Here is a 22,728-nt window from a genome sequence, read left to right on the forward strand (position 1 = left end):
CACGTGTTTCGGAGGAAGCCGATGTCCGGCGCACCGCTGTCCTTTTCGCAGCAACGGTTGTGGTTCCTGGATCAGCTCGAACCGGGGAGCGCCGAATACGTCGTGCCGTTCGCCTGGCGGCTCACCGGCGAGCTGGTCATCCCCGCGCTCGAGGACGCCATCACCAGGGTCGTGTCCCGCCACGAGGTGCTTCGCGCCCGCTTCGTCGCCGAAGACGGCGAGCCCGCGCAGGTCGTGACGGCGGCGGAACCGGCCCGGCTGCCGCTGCTCGACGCCCGGGACGACGACCTCGCCAAGGTGGTCGCCGGGTTCGCGGCCGAGCCGTTCGACCTGGCCCGCGGCCCGCTGTGGCGCGCCGGGCTGGTCCGGGCGGGCGAGCGCGACCACGTGTTCGTCTTCGCCGCGCACCACATCGTGATGGACGCCTGGTCGGCGCGGAACCTCGTGGACGAACTGGGGGAGTGCTACCGGGCGGCGCCGGCCGGGCGGCCGCCGGTGCTGCCGGAGCTGACCATGCAGTACGCGGATTTCGCGCGCTGGCAACGGGAGCGGCTCGACGGCGCGGTCGCGTCCCGGCTGCTCGGGCACTGGCGCCGGCAGCTCGACGGGATCCGGCCGCTCGACCTGCCGACGGACCGCCCGCGCGGGGCACTCGCCTCGGCCGAAGGCACCGCCGTCGAGTTCACCGTGCCGCCGGACGTGGCCGACGGGCTGGTGAAACTGGCCGGCGAGCACCGGGTGACCCGGTTCATGATCGTGCTCGCCGCGGTCCAGGTGGTGCTCGGGCGCTACTGCGGGCAGGACGACGTCGCCGTCGGCACCCCCATCGCCAGCCGCGGCCGGGAAGAAGCCGAAGCGCTCATCGGGTTCTTCGTCAACACCCTCGTGCTGCGCACCGACCTGTCCGGCGATCCGACGTTCGCGGAGCTGCTGGCCAGGGTCCGCGAGGTCGCGCTCGACGCCTACGACCACGAGGAACTGCCCTTCGAGCGGCTGGTGGAGGAGCTGCACCCGGACCGGGACCGGACCAGCACCCCGCTGATCCAGGCGTTGCTGGTGCTGAACACGACCTTCGACCACCTCGAGCTGGACGGCCTGCGCGCCGAGGCGTTCCCGGTGGAGTTCCTGCACTCGAAGTTCGACCTGACGGTCGGGTTCGCCGACAGCCCGGACAGCCTGACCGGCTGGGTGCGCTACCGGACCGAGCTGTTCGACACCGCCCGGATGACCCGCATGTGCGGGCACCTGCTGCAGGTGCTCACCGCCGTCGCCGTCGACCCCGAAGTCCGGCTGTCCGACCTGCCGCTGCTCACCGACGCCGAACGCGGCGAGCTCGTCCCCGCCGGTGCGCCCGTGTCCGGGCCGGCCGAGCCGGCGCACGCGCTGTTCGAGGCGCACGCGAAGACGTCCCCGGACGTCGTCGCGCTCGTCGAACCGGACGGCGGCCGCCTCACCTACGGCGAACTCGACGTCCGGGCCAACCGGCTCGCCCGGCACCTGCTCGCGGCGGGGGCGTCGGCGAGGGCCCCGATCGGGATCTGCCTGCCCCGGTCGGCCGACGCGATCGTGGGCATCCTCGCCGCGCTCAAGACGGGCATCGGTTACGTCGCGCTGGATCCCGGCTATCCGCCGGCCCGGCTCGAGTACCTCCTGACCGACAGCGGGATCGACCTGGTGCTCGCCGACCGGGACACCGCGGCCGCGCTCCCGCCGGGGTTCGCGGGCCGGACGGTGGATCCGCGGGACCCGGCGATCGCCGGGCGGCCGGGGCACGATCTCGCGCTGCCGGTGCACCCGCTTTCCGTGGCCTACATCGCGTACACGTCCGGCTCGACCGGACAGCCGAAGGGCGTCGTCGCGACCCACGAGGCCGTGTCGCTGCGGATCCGGCACATCCGGGCGGACTACGAACTCGGCCCGGCCGACGTCGTCCTCGCGATCGCCGGGTTCGGCTTCGACGCGTCGGCGCGCGAAATCCTCGGGACGCTCACGTCGGGGGCGCGGCTGGTGCTGGCCGGGCCGGACGCGGCCAAGGACCCGGCCGGGGTGGTCGGCCTGGTCGCCGCGGCGCGGGTGACGGTCCTCGCGAGCACGGTGCCGTCGGTCCTGTACGAGCTCGCGGCCCAGCCGGCCGCCGCCGGTGTGCCCGCGGACGTCCGGCTGGTGCTGTGCAGCGGTGAACGGCTGCACGCCGAACGGCTGGCCGGCTGCGCCTGGCTCGCCGGGAAGGTGCTGAACCAGTTCGGCCCGACCGAAACCACGATCACGGTCACCTGGACGCGGGTGCCGGCGGGCGCCGGGCCGTCGTGGCGCTACGACGTGGGTTCCGCGGTCGGCGACACGACGCTGTACGTCCTCGACGACGCGCTGAACCCGTGCCCCGTCGGCGTGCCCGGCGAGCTGTACATCGGCGGCCCCGGCCTCGCCCGCGGGTACCTGGCCCGGCCCGGCCTGACCGCCGAGCGGTTCGTGCCCGACCCGTTCGGCGGCGGCCGGCTCTACCGCACCGGCGACCGCTGCCGCTGGTCGCCCGCGCACACCCTCGAGCACCTCGGCCGGCTCGACAACCAGCTGAAGGTGCGCGGACTGCGCGTCGAGCCGGCGGAGATCGAGGCCGCGCTGCGCGCGCTCGAACCGGTCACCGACGCGGTGGTCGTCCTGCGCGAGGACGTCCCGGGAGACCAGCGGCTGACCGCCTACTTCACGACGTCCGGCGCGCCGCCCGCCGCGTCGTGGCTGCACGCCGAGCTCGAGCGGGTCCTGCCCGCGTCGCTGGTGCCGTCGGTCTTCGTGGCCCTGCCGGCCCTGCCGCGGACGGTGAACGGGAAGACCGACCGCGGCGCCCTGCCCGCGCCCGGGAGCGAACGACCGGAGCTGGGGGCGGCACCGGTGCGGCCGCGGACCCCGGCCGAGGCCGCCGTCGCCGGCGTCTGGCGGGAGGTGCTCGGGCTGGACGAGGTCGGGGTCCTCGACGACTTCTTCGCGCTGGGCGGGCATTCCCTGCTCGCCACGCACGTCGTGGCCCGGTTGCGCAGCCGGTACGGGTTCGCCGTGTCCCTGCGCGCGCTCTTCGAGACGCGGACCGTCGCGAAGCTCGCCGCCCTCGTCGCCGCCGTCGACCCGGTGGCGACCGGGGACTCCGCGGAGGTGCCCATCACGCGGTCCGGCCGGCGCGGCCCGGCGCCGCTGTCCTTCGCCCAGCACCGGCTGTGGTTCCTCGACCAGCTCGAACCGGGCGGCACCGACTACGTCATCCCGCTGGGCTGGGAGCTGTCCGGGGTGGTCGACGCCGGCGCGTTGCGCGCCGCGCTGACCGAGGTGGCCCACCGGCACCACACGCTCCGGACCACGTTCCCGACCGACGGCGGCGAGCCCGTCCAGGTCGTCGCCCCGCCGGGCCCGGTGCCGTTCACCGTGCTCGAAGCGGAGGACGGGGACCTGGACGGCGTGCTGGCCGGTTTTGTCGCCGAGCCGTTCGACCTGGGCACCGGGCCGGTCTGGCGCGCGCTGCTGGTCCGGACCGGCCCCCGCCGCTCGGTGTTCGCGCTGACGATCCACCACATCGTCGCGGACGCCTGGTCGGCCGCCGTCTTCGCCGACGAGATCGGCCGGGCCTACCGGGCCGCCGTCGAAGGGCACGCGCCGGCGCCGGCGGACCTGCCGATCCAGTACACCGACTTCGCCCGGTGGGAGCGGGACCGGCTGAGCGGTCCCGCGCTCGACGAGCCGCTGGCGTACTGGCGCGACCGGCTCACCGGGACCGAGGTGCTCGACCTGCCCGCCGACCGGCCCCGCCCGGCCGCCACCGAGACCGCCGGTGCCTCGCTCGAGTTCACCTTGCCCGCCGAGACCGCCGTCGGGCTGCGGGCGCTCGCCCGGGCCGAAGGCGCGACCCTGTTCATGGTCGTGCTCGCCGGGCTGCAGGCCGTCCTCGCCCGGTACACCGGTCAGGTCGACATCACCGTCGGCACCCCGGTGGCCCGGCGGGCCCGCCCGGAGACCGAGCCGCTGATCGGCATGTTCGTCAACACCCTCGTGCTGCGGACCGACGTCGGCGGGGACCCGGCGTTCACGGCCCTGCTCGGCCGGGTGCGGGACACCACGCTGGGTGCCTACGAACACCAGGACGTGCCGTTCGAACGGCTCGTCGAGGAACTTCGCCCGGACCGCGACCTCACCCGGACGCCGCTGTTCCAGGTCTCGCTGTCGGTGGACAACACCCCGGCGCTGCGGCTGCGCCTGCCCGGCCTGACCCTGGCCGACCACCCGTTGACCACCGACCGCGCCAAGTACGACCTCGCCCTCGCGTTCACCGACAACGCCGAGGAGTTCTCGGGCGTCATCTCCTACCGCACCGCGTTGTTCGACGCGCGCCGGATCGAGCGGCTGGGCGAGCACCTGCGGACGTTCTTCGCCGGTGTCGTCGCGGATCCCGGTGCGCGGCTCTCGGCGATTCCGCTGCTGACCGAAGCCGAACGCCGGACGGTCGTCGAGGAGTGGGGCACCGGCCCCGCCGAACGCCCCGAAGCGGCCGAGCGGCCGGGGTGGATCCACCGCGTGCTCTCGAAGCACGCGCAGGAGCGGCCGGACGCGGTCGCGGTCCGGGCCGCCGACGGCGCCACCCTGAGCTTCCGCGAGCTGGTGGACCGCGCCGAGCGCCTCGCCGGCCACCTGCGGGACCGCGGGGCCGGACCGGAGGACGTCGTCGGGATCTGCCTGACCCGCCGCCCGGAGACGATCGTGGCCCTGCTCGCCGTGCGCCGCGCCGGCGCCGCCTACCTCCCGCTGGATCCGGGGCACCCGGCCGAGCGCCTCGCCGCCACGCTGGCGGACGCGCGCGCAGCCATCCTGCTCACCGACACCGCGCACGCCACCGACCTCGGCGCCCGGGTCCGCGCGGACGTCGTCGACGTCGACGACCCGGCCACCGCGCGGGCCATCGCCGGGCACGCCCCCGCCGGGGACCCCGGCGGCCACCCGGAGAGCCTCGCCTACGTCATTTACACCTCCGGCTCCACCGGTACGCCCAAGGGCGTGCAGGTCACCCACCGGGGGCTGGCGAACTACCTCGCCTGGGCCGCCGGCGCGTACCCGTTCCCGCGGGCCGGCGGCGCGGTGCTGCACTCGTCGCCCGCCTTCGACATGACCGTCACGTCGATCTTCCTGCCGCTGCTGGCCGGCCGGCCCGTGCAGCTGGCCGAGGAGGGCGCCGACCCGGCCGGGCTGCTGCCCGCACCCGGCGCCGCCCTGGTGAAGCTGACGCCCACCCACCTGAAGGTGCTGGCGGGCACCTCGCCGGCCGGGGTCGTGTTCCCGCCCGCCGTCATCGTCGGCGGCGAGGACCTCCCGGCCGCTGCGGCCACGCAGGTGCTCGCCGGGCTGCCACCCGGCGGCTACCTGGTCAACGAGTACGGCCCCACCGAGACCGTCGTCGGGTGCTGCGTGCACACCCTGCCCGCGGGCGCCGTCGCCGGCCCGGGCAGCGTCCCGATCGGCCGGCCGATCGCCGGCACCCGCGTCCACGTGCTCGACGCGGCCATGTCGCCGTGCCCGATCGGCGTGGCGGGCGAGCTGTACATCGGCGGCGCCGGCGTGGCCCGCGGGTACCGGGACCGGCCCGGGCCGACCGCGGAGCGCTTCGTCCCCGACCCCTTCGGGTCCGGCCGGCTCTACCGGACCGGCGACTCCTGCCGCTGGTCGCCCGACGGGCACCTCGAATACCTGGGGCGCACCGACTTCCAGGTGAAGATCCGCGGCCACCGCGTCGAACCCGGCGAGATCGAGGCGACGCTGCTGGCGCAGCCCGGCGTCGCCGAGGCGGTCGTGGTGGCCCGGGAGGACACCCCGGACGACCGCCGGCTCGTGGCCTACCTGGTGCCCGGCGCGGACCCGCTCGACCTGCCGGCCCTGCGCGCCCGCCTGACGTCGTCGCTGCCCGGTTACCTGGTCCCGTCGGCCTTCGTGGTGCTGCCCGCCCTCCCGCTGTCCGGCAGCGGCAAGGTGGACCGCCGGGCGCTGCCCGCGCCGGACACCGCGCGACCCGACCTCGGCCGCGGCCCGGTCCCGCCGCGCGGCCTGCTGGAGGAGCTGGTCGCCGACATCTGGAGCGACGTCCTCGGCGTCGACGTGGTGGGCGTCTTCGACGACTTCTTCGCGCTGGGCGGGCATTCCCTGCTGGCGACCCAGGTCGTGGCCCGCCTCGCCCGCACCAGCGGCCGCGAGGTGCCGCTGCGGCTGCTGTTCGAAGCCCCCACGGTGGCCGGGATGGCCCAGCGGCTCTCCGGCGCGGACGGGACCGCACTCAGTCCGATCCCGCACGCCGACCGCGCGGCCGGGCTCCCGCTTTCCTTCGCGCAGCAACGGTTGTGGTTCCTCGACCAGTTCGAGCCCGGCAGCACCGAGTACATCGCGCCGATGGCCTGGCGGCTGACCGGCGAGCTCGACCCGGCCGCGCTGGAAGCGGCGCTGGCCGCGGTCGTGGCGCGGCACGAGGTCCTGCGGACGGCGTTCCCGACCGTCGAAGGCAAGCCGTCCCAGCACATCGCGGCCGCCGTCGCGGTAACCCTGCCGGTCCTGGAGGCCGGCGACCGCTCGCCCGAGCAGGTCGTCACCGGCTTCGTCTACCGCCCGTTCGACCTGGGCACCGGACCGCTGTGGCGCGCCGCCGTCGTCCGGCTCGGCCCGCGGGAGCACGTGCTCGTGCTGGCCATGCACCACGTCGTCGCCGACGCCTGGTCGTCCGGCGTGCTCGTGCGGGAGCTGAGCCACCACTACCGGCGGGGCGCCCCCGGGCTCCCGCCGCTCGCGACGCAGTACGCGGACTTCTCGGCGTGGCAACGGAACTGGCTCACCGGGCCGGTGCTGGAGGCCCAGCTCGGCCACTGGCGCGACCGGCTGGCCGGGCTCACGCCGCTCGAGCTGCCGGCCGACCGCCCCCGCGCGACCGTCCGCTCGGCCGACGGCGCCGCGATCGAGTTCACCGTGCCCGCCGAGGTCGCCGCCGGGCTGCGGCGCCTGGCGCGGGACCACCGGGCGACGCTGTTCATGGTGGTCCTCGCCGGGGTGCAGGCCGTGCTCGCGCGGCACTCCGGGCAGCACGACGTGGCGGTCGGCACCCCGATCGCCGGGCGCACCCGGACCGAGGTCGAGGACCTGGTCGGCTTCTTCGTCAACACGCTCGTCCTGCGCGCGGACCTGTCCGGCGACCCGGCGTTCACCGAGCTGCTGGAGCGCGTCCGCACGGTCACCCTGGACGCCTACGAGCACCAGGACCTGCCCTTCGAACGGCTCGTCGACGAACTGCGGCCCGAGCGCGACCTGGCCCGCACCCCGCTCTTCCAGGTCATGCTCACCCTCGACAACACCCCGCCCGGGGCGTGGGCGCTGCCCGGGATCGAGGTCACCGAGTTCCCGCTCGGCGCGCGGCACGCCAAGTTCGACCTCACCTTCGCCTTCACCGACACCCCGGACGGGCTCGCGGGCGTCATCCGCTACAGCACGGCGTTGTTCGACGCCGGCCGGGTGACGCGGCTGGGCGAGCACGTCGGGCGCGTGCTGGAGGCGGTCGCGCGGGACGCGGACCGGCGCCTGTCGGACCTGCCCCTGCTCACCGAGCGGGAGCACGCCCAGGTCGTCGACGAGTGGAACCCCGACGGCGGCCCGGCCACCGGAACCGCGCTGCTCCACGAGCTGGTCGAGCGGCACGCGGCCGAGCGCCCGGACGCCGTCGCGGTCACCGACACCGACGGCGCGGTCCTGACCTACGCCGAGCTGAACCGCCGGGCGAACCGGCTGGCCCACCACCTGCGCCGGCGCGGCGCGGGCCCGGAGCAGCTCGTCGGGCTGTGCCTGGGGCGGTCGGTCCGGACCGTGGTGAGCCTGCTCGCCGTGCTCAAGTCCGGTGCCGGGTACCTACCACTGGATCCGGCCTACCCGGCCGAGCGCCTCGCGTTCATCATCGAGGACGCCCGGACCGGACTCGTCGTCACCGACGCGGCCACCGCCACCCGGGACTGGGCGGCCGAAGTCGTCAACCTCGACGACGCGGCGCTCACCGCGGTCCTCGACGGCCTGCCCGATACGGATCCACGGCCCGTCATGAGCCCGCAGAACCTGGCCTACGTCATCTACACCTCCGGCTCCACCGGCAAACCCAAGGGCGTTCAGGTCACCCACGCCAACGCCACCCGGCTGTTCGAGGCGACCCGGGAGACCTTCGGGTTCGACGACGAGCAGGTGTGGCTCTCGACGCACAGCTACGCGTTCGACTTCTCCGTCTGGGAGATCTGGGGCGCGCTGACCACCGGCGGGCGGACGGTGATCGCCGCGAACGCGGTGGCCCGCGACCCCGAGCGGCTGGCGGACGTCATCGCGGAGCAGCGCGTCACCATGCTGAGCCAGACGCCGACGGCGTTCCGGACGTTGATGGCGCCGCTGATCGCCGCCGGACCGGGGCACCTGCGGTTCGTCGTCTTCGGCGGCGAAGCACTCGACCTGACCACGCTGCGCCCCTGGTTCGACGATGACCGGACCCGGGCCGTCGCGCTGGTCAACATGTACGGCATCACCGAGACGACGGTGCACACGACGTCGCTCGTGCTGTCGCCCTCGACCCGCGGTGACGCCGCGGCCGGCCCGATCGGCCGGGCGCTGAGCGACCTGCGCACCTACGTGCTGGACGCGGATCTCGCGCCCTGCCCGATCGGCGTGCCCGGCGAGCTGTACGTCGGCGGTGCGGGCGTGACCCGCGGCTACCTCGGCCGCCCCGGGCTGACGGCGGAGCGGTTCGTCCCGGACCCCTTCGGCACCGGACGGCTCTACCGGACCGGCGACGTCGGCCGGTGGTCGGCCGAGGGGGTTCTGGAGTACCTCGGCCGGACCGACCGCCAGGTCAAGATCCGCGGGTTCCGGATCGAGCTGGGCGAGATCGAGGCGCGGCTGCTGGAATCCGCAGACGTCGCCGCGGCCGTGGTCACCGCGCGGGAGGACAAGCCGGGCGAACGCCGTCTGGCCGGTTACGTCGTGCCCGCCGGTCCGGCGCCGTCGGTCTCGGAACTGCGGGCCTGGCTGGAGCGGACGCTGCCCGCCCACCAGGTGCCCGGTACCTTCGTCTTCCTGCCGGCGTTGCCGCTGACGGCCACGGGCAAGGTCGACCGCCGTGCGCTGCCCGCTCCCGGTGCGGCCCGGCCCGAACTCGCCTCGGGCTTCGCCGAACCGCGCACCCCGGCGGAGGAACTGCTGGCCGGCGTCTGGGCGCAGGTCCTCGGGCTCGACCGGGCCGGGGTGTTCGACAACTTCTTCGACCTCGGCGGGGACTCGATCCTGAGCATCCAGATCGTCGCCAGGGCCGTGGCCGGCGGCCTCCGGATCACGCCCCGGATGGTGTTCGAGCACCAGACCATCGCGGCGCTGGCCGCGGCCGCCGAGACGGCGCCGGTCGTGCGGGCCGAGCAGGGCGTGGTGACGGGTGACGCCCCGCTCACGCCGATCCAGCACTGGTTCTTCGCCCGCGACCTGCCGCACCTCGACCACTACAACCAGTCGATGATCGTCACCGTGCCGCCGGCGGCGACCGAGCGGGACCTCCGGCTGGTCCTGGCGAGGCTCGCCGAGCAGCACGACATGCTGCGCGCGCGGTTCACCCCCGGGCCGGACGGCTGGACGCAGTCCGGCACGGCCGAGATCCCCGGCGATCTACTGTGGACAGTGCGGTGCGAGACCGGTACCGCGCTCACCGCCGAGGCGGACCGGCTGCAGGCGAGCCTGGACATCCGGGCCGGGCGGGTGTTCGGCGCGCTGCTGGCCGACCTCGGCCCGCGCGGGCGGCGGCTGCTGCTCGTGGCCCACCACCTCGTCGTCGACGGCGTCTCGTGGCGGGTGCTGCTCGAAGACCTGGAGACCGGCTACCGGCAGGTGCGGGCGGGCCTGCCGATCACGTGGCCCGCCAAGACGACGTCGTTCCTGCAGTGGGCGCGGATGCTGCCGGAGTACGCGGTTTCCCCCGCCGCCGACGGGGAAATCGACTTCTGGGGCAAGAGAACGGGCCCCGGCGCCGTGATCGCGGTCGACCACCCCGGCGGGGCCAACACCGTCGAGTCCACGGCGCGGGTCACGCGCGAACTGAGCGCGGAGCTGACCCGCGCGCTGCTCGTCGAGGTGCCCGCCGCGTACCGGACGCGGATCAACGACGTCCTGCTGACCGCGCTCGCCCTGGCGATCCGGCCCTACGCCACCGCTTCGGACGTCGTGATCGACCTGGAGGGTCACGGCCGCGAGGAGATCGTGGCGGGGGTGGACCTGTCCCGGACGGTCGGCTGGTTCACCTCGATCTACCCGGTGGCCCTGGACACCGGCGGCGGCACCGGCATCGCCGAGGTGCTCAAGGAAACCAAGCAGGCGCTGCGCGAGATCCCGCGGGGCGGCGTCGGCCACGGGATCCTGCGGTACCTCGCGCCCGGCGGCGCCGGCCTCACGGACTCCGGCGGGCAGGTGCTGTTCAACTACCTCGGGCAGTTCGACAACGTGCTCGCGGCCGGCCGGACGTTCGGCGGCGCCGAGGAGCCGCGGGGGAGCGCGCAGGCGCCGAGCGGACGGCGTTCGCACGTGCTGGAGCTCAACTCCGAGATCAGCGGCGGCCATTTCCGGGTCACGGTCGGCTACTCCCGCAACCTGCACCGCGCGGAGACCGCGGACCGGCTCGCCGACGCCTTCGTCGCCGAGCTCGCCGCGGTCATCGCCCACTGCACCGCCCCGGGCACCACCGGCGCGGTCCCCGCGGACTTCCCGCTCGCGGGTCTCGACCAGCAGACCCTCGACCTGATCATCGACGAATACCGAAGGGACGTCTGATGGAGGCCTCGCCACTGGAGGACATCCTCCCGCTGTCACCGATGCAGGAGGGGATGCTGTTCCACAGCTTGCTGGACCCCGACGGCGGCGTGGACTTCGAGCAATTGCTGTACCGGTTCGCCGGGCCGCTCGACACGGCCGCGCTGGAGCGGGCGTGGCAGGCGGTGGTGGCCCGGCACACCGCGCTGCGCGCCCGGCTGCGCTGGCAGGGCGTCGACCGGCCGCTGCAGCTGATCGAGCGGACGGTCACGGTGCCGGTCACCGTGCTCGGCCGAGTGCCCACAGATGGGCTCGAAGCGTGGCTGGCGCAGGACCGGCGTGCGGGCATCTCGCTGGCCAAGGCGCCGCTGCTGCGGGTCACGCTCTTCCGGGAGACGGACCGGGAACACCTGATGGTGCTCAGCTTCCACCACGTCCTGCTGGACGGCTGGAGCGTCCGGCTGGTGCTGCGCGACCTCATGACGTGCTACCGCGCCGAAAGCGAAGGCCGGCGCGTGATGCTGGAGCCCGCACCGCAGTACCGCTCGTTCCTGCGCTGGCTCGGCGCCCAGGACACCGCCGCCGCCGAGCGGTACTGGAAGGGGGAGCTGGCCGACTTCACCGCCCCGACGAAGATCACCGCCGACCGGCCCGGCACCGAGTCCGGCTTCGCCGTGGCCGAGCTGGAGCTCGACGCCGCGGAGTCCGCCCGGGTGCGGGAGTTCGCGCGGGCGCAGCGGATCACCGTCAACACCGTGCTGCAGGGCGCGTGGGCGCTGGTGCTGTCCCGCTACACCGGCGAACGCGACGTCGTCTTCGGCGCCACCATGAGCACCCGGCCGCCGGAAGCCGACCGGGTCGAGTCCATGGTCGGGCTGATGATCAACACGCTGCCGCTGCGGGTGCGCGTCGAGCCGGCGAAACCGGTCGGCGAGTGGCTGCGGTCGGTCCAGGACGCCCAGCTCCGCCTGCGCCAGTACGACTACACGCCGCTCGTGCTCGCGCAGAGCAGCAGCGGGGTACCGCAGGGGACACCGCTGTTCGAAAGCCTGCTCGTGTTCGAGAACTACCCCGCCGCGACCGCGGCGGACCAGTCGGCGGGCGGCGTGGAACTCGTGCCGGTCGGTGCGCGCGAACGCAACGGCTACCCGCTCAGCGTCGTCGCGGCGGTGCGCGACCTGCTGCGCGTGGAGATCACCTACGACCGGGCGCGGTTCGACCGCCACCGGGCCGGCCTGCTCGCCGGGCACCTGCGCACCCTGCTGCTCGGGCTGGCCGCGGATCCCGCCGCCGCGGTCGGCGACCTCGGCATCCTCACGGCGGCGGAGCGGCAGCTGATCGTCACCGAGTGGAACGCCACCGACGCCGCCTACCCCGCCGACCGCTGCGTGCACGAGCTGTTCGCGGCGTGCGCGGCCCGCGAGCCCGGCGCGGTCGCGGTGGTGGACACCGACGGCACGCGGCTGACCTACGGCGAGCTGGACGCCCGGGCCAACCGGCTGGCCCACCACCTGCGCGGGCTCGGGGCGGGGCCGGAGCAGCGGATCGGGATCTGCGTGAGCCCGTCGGTGAACGCGCTCGTCGGGATCTTCGGCATCCTCAAGTCCGGCGCCGCCTACGTGCCGCTGGACCCGGGGCACCCGGCCGAACGGATGCGCTTCATGCTGGACGACACCGGCGCGGAGTGGGTCCTGGTGGAACCGCGGACGCACCCGGGCCTGCCGGCGGAGTACGCGGACCGGGCCATCGTGCTCGACGCGGACGTCTCCGTGGCGGCCGGGCTGCCGGAGACCGACCCCGGCGCGCCCGTCCGCGCGGACAACCTCGCCTACGTGATGTACACCTCCGGCTCCACCGGCCGGCCCAAGGGCGTCCTCGTGGCGCACCGGGGCCTGGTCAACTACCTGTGGTGGGCCATCGACGGCTACGGGCTGGGCGGTGCGTCCGGTGCCCCCATGCTCGGCTCGATCGCCTTCGACCTCTCGATGCCGAACTTCTTCCTGCCGCTCATCGGCGGCAAGGACGTCACCCTGCTCGCGGCCGATCGCGGGCACGACTCCCTGCGGGAGCTGCTGGCCGCGCCCGGTGACTTCAGCCTGCTCAAGATCACCCCCGGGCACCTCGACCTGCTGCGCGGCATGATCGGCGAGGACGAGCAGCTCGGCTCCGTCCGGACCTACGTGGTCGGCGCCGACGAGGTCAAGCCGGAGACCCTCGCGGCCTGGCAGCGGATCGCCCCGAAGTCCCGGGTGATCAACGAGTACGGCCCGACCGAGACCGTCGTCGGTTGCTCGATCTACGTCGCGGACGAACGGTTCGACCCGTCGGTGCCCGTGCCCATCGGGCGTCCGATCGCGAACACCCGGATGTACGTGCTCGACGAGGCGCTCAACCCGGTGCCGGTGGGTGTCGTGGGGGAGCTCTGCATCGGCGGCGACGGCGTCGCCCGCGGTTACCTGGGGCGCCCGGACATCACGGCCGAGCGGTTCGTGCCCGACCCCTTCGGGCCCGGGCGGCTCTACCGCACCGGCGACCTGGCCCGCTTCCGGCCCGACGGCGACCTGGAGTTCCTCGGCCGCACCGACCACCAGGTGAAGATCCGCGGGTACCGCGTCGAGCTGGGCGAGATCGAGGCGCGCCTGCTGCTGCTCGACGCGGTGTCCGAAGCGGTGGTCGTCGCGCGGGAGGACACCCCGGGTGACCGCCGGCTGGTCGCCTACCTCGTCGCGGACGGCGACCTCACCGAGCCCGCTGTCCGCGAGTGGGTCGCGGCGGTGCTGCCCGGCTACATGCTGCCCGCCGCGTTCGTGTTCCTGCCGGCGTTGCCGTTGTCCGGCAACGGGAAGGTCGACCGGCGCGGCCTGCCCGCGCCCGGCGGGGCCCGGCCCGAGCTGGCGGCCGGTCCGGTCCGGCCCCGGACGCCGTCCGAGGAGCTCGTCGCCGGCGTCTGGTCCGACGTGCTCGGGATCGACGAGATCGGCGTCTTCGACGACTTCTTCGCGCTGGGCGGGCATTCCCTGCTGGCGACCCAGGTCGTGTCCCGGCTGAGCCGGCTCGGCGGCGCCGAGGTGCCGCTGCGGGCGTTGTTCGCCGAACCGACGGTCGCGGACCTGGCCCGGCTGCTCGACGAACGGCGGACCGGGCGGCGGATCCCGCCCGTCGAGCGGGTGGCCGGCGACGGCGACCTCTTCCCGCTGTCTTTTGCGCAGCAACGGCTGTGGCTGCTCGACCAGCTCGAACCGGGCAGCACCGAGTACGTCGTCCCGCTGGCCTGGCGGCTCACCGGCGCCCTCGACGTCGCGGCCCTGGAAACCGCGCTCGGCGGGGTGATCGCCCGGCACGAGGTGCTGCGGACCACGTTCGCCGCCGGGGAAACTGAAGCGGGGCAACGGATCCACCCCGCCCGCCCGGTCGGGATCCCGGTTTTCGACGTCGACGTCGAGGCACTCGACGACGCCATCCGCGGGCCGGCCACGAAGCCGTTCGACCTGGTGGCGGGCCCAGTGTGGCGCACTGCTTTGTTCCGGGTCGCGGCCGACGACCACGTCCTGTTGTTCGCCACCCACCACATCGCGATGGACGCCTGGTCCGCGCGCAACCTCGTCCGCGAGCTGGGGGAGGGGTACCGGGCCGCGCTGCGCGGCGTCGAACCCGAGACGCCCGCACCCGCGGTCCGGTACGCGGACTTCGCCGTCTGGCAACGGAACTGGCTGCGCGGTGACGTGCTGGACGAGCAGCTCGGCTACTGGCGCGACCAGCTCACCGGCGTCCCGCCGCTGCAGCTGCCGACGGACCGGCCCCGCGCCGCGGTCCGCTCGACCGAAGGCGCGTCGCTGGAGTTCAGCATGCCCGCCGAGCTCGCCGCGGGCCTGCGCGGACTCGCCCGGGACCACCGCACGACCCTGTTCATGGTCATCCTCGCCGGCGTCCAGCTGGTCCTCGGCCGCTACGCCGGCCAGACCGACGTCGCCGTCGGCACCCCGATCGCCGGGCGCAACCGGCGTGAGGTCGAGGGCCTGATCGGCTTCTTCGTCAACACCCTGGTGCTGCGCACCGACCTCGGCGGTGACCCGCGGTTCGCCGAGCTGCTCGACCGGGTGCGCGAAGTGACGATGGGCGCCTACGAGCACCAGGACCTGCCCTTCGAACGGCTCGTCGAAGAGCTCCAGCCCGAGCGGGACTTCGCCAGGACACCGCTGTTCCAGGTGATGCTGTCGGTCAACACCGTGCCCGCCGGCGAGTGGGAGCTGCCGGGCGTGCACACCGAAGAGCACGGTTTCACGACCGGCCAGGCGAAGTTCGACCTCACGCTGGCCTTCGCCGACACCCCCGGCGGCCTGCTCGCCGGCATCCGGTACAGCACGGCCCTGTTCGACGCCGAGCGCGTGCGCCGGCTGAGCGAGCACGTGCAGCGGATCTTCTCGGCCGTCGTCGCCGATCCGAAGGCCCGGCTCTCGGACCTGTCCCTGTTGTCCGAGGCGGAACACGAAAGCCTGGTGCACGGCCGCAACGCCGATCGCACCAGCCACGTGCCCGCCGGGGTGACCGGGCTGCACCGGCTCTTCGAACAGCAGGCGGCCGCCCGCCCGGACGCCGTCGCGCTGGCGGGTCCGGCGGAGCTGACGTACGCGGAGGTCGACCGGCGGGCGGCCGCGCTGGCCGCGCGGCTGCGCGAGCGCGGTGCCGGCCCCGAGGTCTTCGTCGGGATCTGCCTGCCGCGCAGCGCGGAAGCGGTGATCTGCGCACTCGCCGTGGCGAAGACCGGGGCGGCGTTCGTCCCGATCGACGCGCGCCAGCCGCGGGACCGGGTGGCGTTCATCCTCGACGACACCGGCACCGGGCTGGTCCTCACCGACGCCGCCACCGCGGCGGGGGCGCTCACCGGGTTCCGGGGCGAGGTGCTCCTGATCGACGGGGACGACGCCGCGGCGTCGCCACGGCCGGTCCCGCCCGCCGCGATCCACCCCGGCAACGCCGCGTACGTCGTCTACACGTCCGGCTCGACCGGGCGCCCCAAGGGCGTCGTCGCCACCCACGGCAACGCGCTGGCCCGGATCGGCTACCTGCGGGACGAATACGGCATCAGCCCGGCCGACACCGGGATCACGTTGTCCGGCTGGGGTTTCGACGCCTCCGTGCGCGAGATCTTCGTCGCCCTGTCGGCGGGGGCGAAGCTCGTGGTGACCGACCCGGACGCCGCCAAGGACCCGGCCTCGGTCGTGGCCCTGCTCGCCGGGCACCGCGTGAGCACGATCCTCAGCGTCGTGCCCACCCTGCTCTACGAGCTGGCCGCGCAGCCGGTGCCCGACGCCGGCCTGGCCGCGGTCCGCCTCGTCCTGTGCAGCGGTGAGCACCTGTACGCCGAGCGGCTGGCGGGCTGCGCCTGGCTCGCGGGCAAGGTGGTCAACCAGTTCGGCCCGACCGAAACCACGATGACCGCGACGCGGATCCGGGTCCCGGCCGGCGCCGGGCCGGCGTGGACCTACCCCGTCGGCGAGCCCATGGCCGGCACCGAGGTCTACGTCCTGGACGCGGCGATGGCGCCGTGCCCGGCGGGTGTCCCCGGCGAGCTGTACATCGGCGGCGCCGGCGTCAGCCGCGGTTACTGGGACCGGCCCGGGCTGACGGCCGAGCGCTTCCTGCCCAGCCCCTTCGGCGACGGCCGGCTCTACCGCACCGGGGACCTCTGCCGCTGGGGACCGGACCAGGTGCTCGAACACCTCGGCCGCACGGACCACCAGGTCAAGATCCGCGGGTTCCGGGTCGAGCTCGACGAGATCGGGACGCACCTGCGGGCGCTGGAAGCCGTGGCCGAAGCCGTCGTCGTGGCGCGGGAGGACGAGCCGGGCGACCAGCGGCTGGTCGCCTACGTCGTGCCCGCCGGCACCGCCACCACGGTCCCGCAGCTGCGCGCGTCGCTCGAAGAATCCCTGCCGGAGTACCAGATCCCGGCCCGGTTCGTGCTTCTGCCCGCGTTGCCGAAGACGGCGAACGGGAAGATCGACCGGCTGGCGCTGCCGGATCCCGACTCGGCGCGTCCGGAGCTCGGGGCGGGCTTCGCGGCCCCGCGCACCGAGCTGGAAACGGCCATCGCCGCCATCTGGCACGAGGTGCTCGGCCTCGACCGGGTCGGGGTGTTCGACGACTTCTTCGACCTCGGCGGGCATTCGCTGCTCGCCGCGCACGTCGTCGCCCGCCTGCGCGCCCGGCACGACGTGAAGGTGCCGCTGCGGGCGGTCTTCGAGGCGCGGACCGTCGCCGGGCTGGCCGAGCTGGCCGGGGCGGGGAAGCCGACGCCCGCGCCGGGCCTGGTGCCGCTGAACACCGGTCCCCGGGACCGCACCCTGTTCTGCGTGCACGAGGGGACCGGCAGCGTCACCGGGTACTACGCGCTGGCGCGGGCGCTGGAGCCGGACTTCGCGCTCGTCGGGCTCGACTTCGACGAGTCCCTCGTGACGGCCGCCGCGCCCGACCAGGTGGTGGCGATGGCCGAGGTCTACGTCGAGCGGATCCGGCAGTGGCAACCCGCGGGCCCGTACCGGCTGTGCGGCTGGTCGTTCGGCGGGATCGTCGCCTACGAGGCCGCGGCCCAGCTGCTGCGCGCGGGCGCCGAGGTGAGCTGGGTCGGCCTGGTCGACTCCGTCGTCCAGGCACCGGAAACGCGCCAACGGCAGCACCTCGACGGGCTCCTCGACGAGATGATCGCCGTCGCCGAAGGCATCTCCGACGCCGACTGGACCGGCCTGGCCCCGGACCGGCTGACGGACCTGGTGCGGCAGGCCGGTTTCCGCGAGGAGCAGATCGGGCTCGGGAAGGGCGCGCTGGAGAGCGTGCTGCGCCGCAACCGGTTCTTCCGGATGGCCAAGCGGAACTACCGGCCGCGGGACGCCGACGTCCCGCTCACCGTGCTCAAGGCGACCGACGGCAACTGGTCGTGGCCCTGGTTCGAGGCGTGGCGCGAGCACGCGCCGCGCACCGCGCTGCTGGAGGTGCCGGGCACGCACCTGTCGGTGCTCGAAGAACCCCAGCTCGCCCAGGTCGTTTCGGTGTTCCGGGCCGGGCTGGAGGCGGCCGGATGACCGCCCGCGAAGAACCCACGGCGCCCGCGCCCGAGGCGGCCGGTCCGGCCGAGATTCCGGTGCTGCTGAGCCGCAACCGCGACTTCAGGCTGCTCTGGGTGAGCCAGCTGGCGTCCGTGCTGGGCAGCCGGATGTCCTACGTCGGCTACCCGCTGCTGGTGCTGTCGCTGACCGGGTCGCCCGTGCTCGCCGGGCTGGTCGCGACGGCCCGGGGGGCGCCGCAGTGGCTGCTGGGTCTGCCCGCCGGGTTCTTCGCCGACCGGTGGGACCGCCGCCGGCTCATGCTGACGTGCGACCTCGTCCGGTTCGTCGCGCTCGCCAGCATCGTCGGCGGGCTCGCGACGGGCTGGCTGACGTACCCGCACATCATCGTCGTGGCGCTCGTCGAAGGCTCGGCCACCGTGCTGTTCTCGCCGGCGGAGGTGGGGGCGTTGCGCCACGTCGTGCCCGCGTCCCAGCTGCGTTCCGCGACTGCGCGCAACGAAAGCCGGGAATACGGCGCGATGCTGGCCGGCCCGCCGATCGGCGGGACGCTCTTCTCGATCGCCGCCCTGCTGCCGTTCCTCGGCGACGCGCTGTCCTACCTCGTCTCCTACGTCACGGTGTCGATGATCAAGACCCGGTTCCGGTCGGCGCCGGTGCCGGACACGAAGGCGCTGTCGCTGGTTTCGGGGGTGCGTGACGGGCTTCGCTGGCTGTTCCGCCAGCCCTTCCTGCGTGGCAGCGCCCTCATGGTCGCGGCCACGAACCTCGTCGGGAACGGGATGCCCACGCTGCTCGTCGTCATCGGCCACGAGTCCGGCACGCCGGCCGCGGTGGTCGGCACCGTGCTGACCGTGGCCGCGGTGGGCGGGCTGCTCGGGTCGTTCGCCGCGACGTGGGCGGCCGAGCGGATCCCCGCGTCCTGGATCGTCATCGGGTTCCCGTGGGTGTGGGCCGCGCTGCTGCCGATCCTGCTGGTGGCGGGCAACATCGTCGTGATGGGTGTCGTGTTCGGGCTGATGCTCGCGGCCGCGCCCCTGTGGAACTCGGTGCTCTCCACCTACCGCATCGTGCTCGTCCCCGACGAGCTGCTGGGCCGGGTCGACAGCGCCTGCCGGTTCATCAGCCAGTCGGCCACCCCGCTCAGCCCGCTGCTGGCCGGGGTGCTCCTGCAGTTCTACGGCAGCACGACGACCGTGCTGGTGATGCTGGGCTGGCTGGTGCTGGTCGCGCTGGTGGGCACCGTCGTGCCCGCGCTGCGCCACCCGCCGGTGCTGCCCGGTGACGAGAAGCAGCCGTCCGATCCGGTCGTCGCCTGACCGCCCACCACGAAGGGAAACCCGATGCGCTTCGGCATCATGTTCTTCGCCGCTCCCGACGGTGCGGCCGCCTCCGAAACCTTCGACACCATGTTCGCCGCCGCGAAACTGGCCGACCGGGGCGGGCTGAGCGCCGTCTGGACGCCGGAACGGCACTTCGACCGGTTCGGCGGCGTCTTCCCGAACCCCGCGCTGACGAGCGCGGCGCTCGCCATGACGACGGACTCGCTGCAGCTGCGCGCCGGCAGCCTGATCTCGCCGCTGCACAACACGGTCCGGATGGCCGAAGAGTGGTCCGTGGTGGACAACCTCTCCCGCGGCCGGGCCGCGGTGTCCTTCGGCGCGGGCTGGAACGTCAACGACTTCGTGCTGAGCCCGCAGACCTACGCCGATCGGCGGGACGTCATGCTGGCGCAGCTCGACGACCTGCGGCGGCTGTGGCGCGGCGAGGCGATCGAGCTGCCCAACGGGCTGGGCCACCCGGTGCCGGTGCGCCTGTTCCCGCGGCCGGTCCAGAGGGAGCTGCCGATCTGGCTGACGTCGTCGGGCAACCCGCAGACGTTCGTGGACGCCGGCGCCCGCGGCACGAACGTGCTGACGCACCTGATCGGGCAGGACGTCGACCAGCTCACGGCGAAGATCAAGCTGTACCGCGAGGCCCGGGCCGGGACCGGGCTCGATCCCGCCACCGGCGTCGTCTCGCTGATGCTGCACACCCACCTGGCCGACGACGAAGCCGAAGCGAAAGCGACGACGAGAACGCCGTTCCGCGAGTACCTCCGCTCGGCGGTTTCCCTGGAGACCAAGGCGGCGAAGGGCGGCGGGACCATCAGCGGCGGCCACCGGATGCCGGCCGAGGACCTGCCGGACGACGTCGTCGAAGACCTGCTCGACCTGACCTGCGACCGCTACTTGCGGGACGGATCGCTGATCGGCTCGCCGGAGAGCTGCCGGACCGTGGTCGAACGCTTCGCGGCGGCGGGGGTGGACGAAATCGCGTGCCTGGTCGACTTCGGCCTGAGCGCGGAGCGGATCCTCGCCGGGCTCCCGCCGCTGATCACCCTCGCGCGGCAGTTCTCCCGGACCCGGCCTTGACCAGCTCGCGCGTCCGGCCGGCCCCGGCGCGGTTCAAGGCCTACCGGTTCCGCCAGGCCAGCCGGCTCGACCTGCTGGCGAAGCTGCCGGCTGACCTGCGCTTCGAGATGGAGGTCGTGTCGCACATCCTGCCCTTCCGGATCAACGACTTCGTCCTCAACGAGCTGATCGACTGGGCGGACCCGCCCGCCGACCCGCTGTTCCGGCTGCTGTTCCCGCACCGGGACATGCTTTCCCCCGAGCACTTCGACGCGATGTCCGAGCTGGTGCGGCTGGGCGCGCCGGCCGCGGAGGTCCAGGCGCTGGCGCGGAAGATCCGGGAGGAGCTCAACCCGCACCCCGCCGGGCAGCAGACGCTGAACGTGCCGTCGCTCGAGGGCGACGCGCTGCCCGGGATGCAGCACAAGTACGCCAACACCGTGCTGTTCTTCCCGTCGGCGGGCCAGACGTGCCACTCGTACTGCGCGTTCTGCTTCCGCTGGCCGCAGTTCGTCGGCGCCGAAGACCGGTTCTCCGCGCCCGACAGCACGGCGTTGCGCGCCTACCTGCGCGTGCACCCCGAGGTGTCCGACGTCCTGGTGACCGGCGGCGACCCGATGGTCATGCGGACCCACCGGCTGGCCGGGTACCTCGACCCGCTCCTGGCGGACCCGGGGCTGGAGCACGTGCGGACCATCCGGATCGGCACCAAGGCACTCACCTTCTGGCCGCACCGCTTCGTGCTGGACGACGACGCCGGCGAGCTGCTGGCGCTGTTCCGGCGGATCGTCGCCGGCGGCCGGCACCTCGCGGTGATGGCCCACCTCGACCACTGGCGGGAGATGGAGGACCCGCTGTTCGCCGAGGCCGTCCGCCGGATCCGCGAGACGGGGGCGGTGATCCGCAGCCAGGCACCGGTCCTCGCGCGCGTCAACGACGACCCGCGGGTGTGGTCCCGGATGTGGGAACGGCAGGTGGCACTGGGCATCGTGCCCTACTACATGTTCGTCGAGCGCGACACCGGGGCACGCAACCACTTCGAGGTGCCGTTGGTGCGCACGTGGCGGATCTACGCCGACGCCGTCAGCGCGGTGTCCGGCCTGGCCCGCACCGCGCGCGGCCCCAGCATGAGCTGCGGTCCGGGCAAGGTGGAGATCCAGGGGGTCGCCGAGGTCCACGGCGAGCGGGTGTTCGTCCTGCGGTTCATCCAGGCCCGCGACCCCCGCTGGACGCAGCAGCCGTTCTTCGCGGCGTTCGACCCCGCCGCCACCTGGTTCGACGCCCTGCGCCCGGCCTTCGGCGAGCGGGAGTTCTTCTTCAGCCGGGAGTACGCGGCCATGACCGGCGCGGGAAGCTGACACCCCGGCCCGGGAACTTCAGTGGCACAGCAGGGAAGAGCCGCGTTCGGAGAGTTCGTGGAACGCCGAGCCGCGTGATCGGCCCGTCGTCACCAGGCCCGCCCCGCGCAGTACCGACGTGTGCTGGCTCGCGCTGGCCAGTGAGATGCCGGCCGCGCGGGCCAGTTCGGTGGTGTTCACCCGGGGGAGGGTCGCGATGACGCGCAGGACCTCGGCGCGGGTGTTGCCGAGCAGGGTGTTGAGCGAGCGGTCGCACCCGGTGGCGGGCTCGGCCGCCCAGCCGGGTTCCGGGGCGATGGGGTAGACGAGCACGGGCCGGTCCGGCTGCCGCAGCAGCGTGATCGGGCCCGGCCAGCAGAACAGCGACGGCACCAGCGTCAGCCCGGCGCCGCCCAGGACCAGGTCCTGCTCGACGGGGTAGGCCAGTTCGAGGACCGGGGCGCGCCAGCGGGCCGACGGGTGCAGGGTGGCCAGGACGGCCTCGAACCCCCGGGTCACGGCCAGTTCCGCCCGCTTCCGGCGGTCGGCGCGGATGTGGCGGCGGATGGTTTCCCAGTGCGGCTTCACGGCCGCGTCGTGGTAGGTCGTCAGCGCGTCCCCGAGCAGGTTCAGGGCCGGCACGTTGCCGTCGGCCAGGTCCGCCGGCCAGGACGCGACCCGGGTGCCGGACGCGAGCTGGGCGATGTCGGCGCGCAGCCGCTCGCGCGGCGTGCTGAGGACGAGGTCCAGCCCGGTGCCGAAGTCGGCGACGTCCCCGGACGGCGTGAGGAAGTCGGGGGAGTACCCGGTCGGCCGGCTCAGCGTGCGCAGCACGCCGGCGGGCCGGGCGAGGCGCGCCGGCAGGCCGCGCCGCCAGCCGCGGAAGCGCAGGTCGGCCGGTGCCGGCGTCGTCAGGTGCAGGCTGAGCAGGACCTCCCACATCGGATCGGGCTCGGCGAGGATCCGCACGCGCACGAGGTCGGCGTCGGTGAAGTGGATGCGAAGCATGAATCCCCCAGTTGGTGACAACCCGACCATATGGTGCGGCGACGCCTGAACGCTGTACGCTTGCTGTACGCGGGCGTATCGCGTTCTACCAGCGAATTCGTC

Annotated in this window: 6 protein-coding genes; 5 read left to right on the forward strand and 1 reads right to left on the reverse strand. The window is 74.0% G+C overall.

The features are described 5' to 3' along the window. Nucleotides 1-21: 21 nt before the first annotated feature. From MUY22_RS28105 to MUY22_RS28125, 5 genes are read left to right on the forward strand one after another with little or no spacing between them, the layout of a single operon-like run. Entirely contained in the window at nucleotides 22-10,848 is a 10,827-nt protein-coding gene (locus tag MUY22_RS28105; protein ID WP_247049416.1) for a non-ribosomal peptide synthetase, read from the forward strand. Beyond that, the gene (locus tag MUY22_RS28110; protein ID WP_247049418.1) at nucleotides 10,848-17,906 is read left to right on the forward strand and encodes a non-ribosomal peptide synthetase; all 7,059 of its coding nucleotides are present in this window, start codon (nucleotides 10,848-10,850) and stop codon (nucleotides 17,904-17,906) included. Before MUY22_RS28105 ends, MUY22_RS28110 begins: the two co-directional genes overlap by 1 nt. After that, nucleotides 17,903-19,207, forward strand: coding sequence for an MFS transporter (locus MUY22_RS28115; protein WP_247049420.1), 1,305 nt, complete (start codon nucleotides 17,903-17,905; stop codon nucleotides 19,205-19,207). Before MUY22_RS28110 ends, MUY22_RS28115 begins: the two co-directional genes overlap by 4 nt. 24 nt (nucleotides 19,208-19,231) lie before the next feature. Beyond that, nucleotides 19,232-20,302 carry a MupA/Atu3671 family FMN-dependent luciferase-like monooxygenase gene (locus tag MUY22_RS28120; protein WP_247049422.1) on the forward strand — a complete coding sequence of 357 codons (1,071 nt, stop codon included), beginning with the start codon at nucleotides 19,232-19,234 and terminating at the stop codon, nucleotides 20,300-20,302. After that, nucleotides 20,299-21,639 carry a KamA family radical SAM protein gene (locus tag MUY22_RS28125; RefSeq protein ID WP_247049423.1) on the forward strand — a complete coding sequence of 447 codons (1,341 nt, stop codon included), beginning with the start codon at nucleotides 20,299-20,301 and terminating at the stop codon, nucleotides 21,637-21,639. The genes MUY22_RS28120 and MUY22_RS28125 overlap by 4 nt, the downstream gene beginning before the upstream one ends. Nucleotides 21,640-21,657: 18 nt before the next feature. On the opposite strand, the gene MUY22_RS28130 is transcribed toward MUY22_RS28125, so the two are convergent. Next, nucleotides 21,658-22,626, reverse strand: a complete 969-nt coding sequence (locus MUY22_RS28130; protein WP_247049425.1) for a DUF5937 family protein — start codon at nucleotides 22,624-22,626, stop codon at nucleotides 21,658-21,660. Between the last annotated feature and the right edge of the window lie 102 nt (nucleotides 22,627-22,728).

This window comes from Amycolatopsis sp. WQ 127309 (assembly GCF_023023025.1).
GTDB lineage: Bacteria > Actinomycetota > Actinomycetes > Mycobacteriales > Pseudonocardiaceae > Amycolatopsis.

Bases quoted from the DNA above. Each gene is read 5' to 3' on its own strand.
- MUY22_RS28115 (WP_247049420.1), top strand. From the start codon at position 17,903: ATGACCGCCCGCGAAGAACCCACGGCGCCCGCGCCCGAGGCGGCCGGT.
- MUY22_RS28110 (WP_247049418.1), top strand. From the start codon at position 10,848: ATGGAGGCCTCGCCACTGGAGGACATCCTCCCGCTGTCACCGATGCAG.
- MUY22_RS28130 (WP_247049425.1), bottom strand. From the start codon at position 22,626: ATGCTTCGCATCCACTTCACCGACGCCGACCTCGTGCGCGTGCGGATC.
- MUY22_RS28105 (WP_247049416.1), top strand. From the start codon at position 22: ATGTCCGGCGCACCGCTGTCCTTTTCGCAGCAACGGTTGTGGTTCCTG.
- MUY22_RS28120 (WP_247049422.1), top strand. From the start codon at position 19,232: ATGCGCTTCGGCATCATGTTCTTCGCCGCTCCCGACGGTGCGGCCGCC.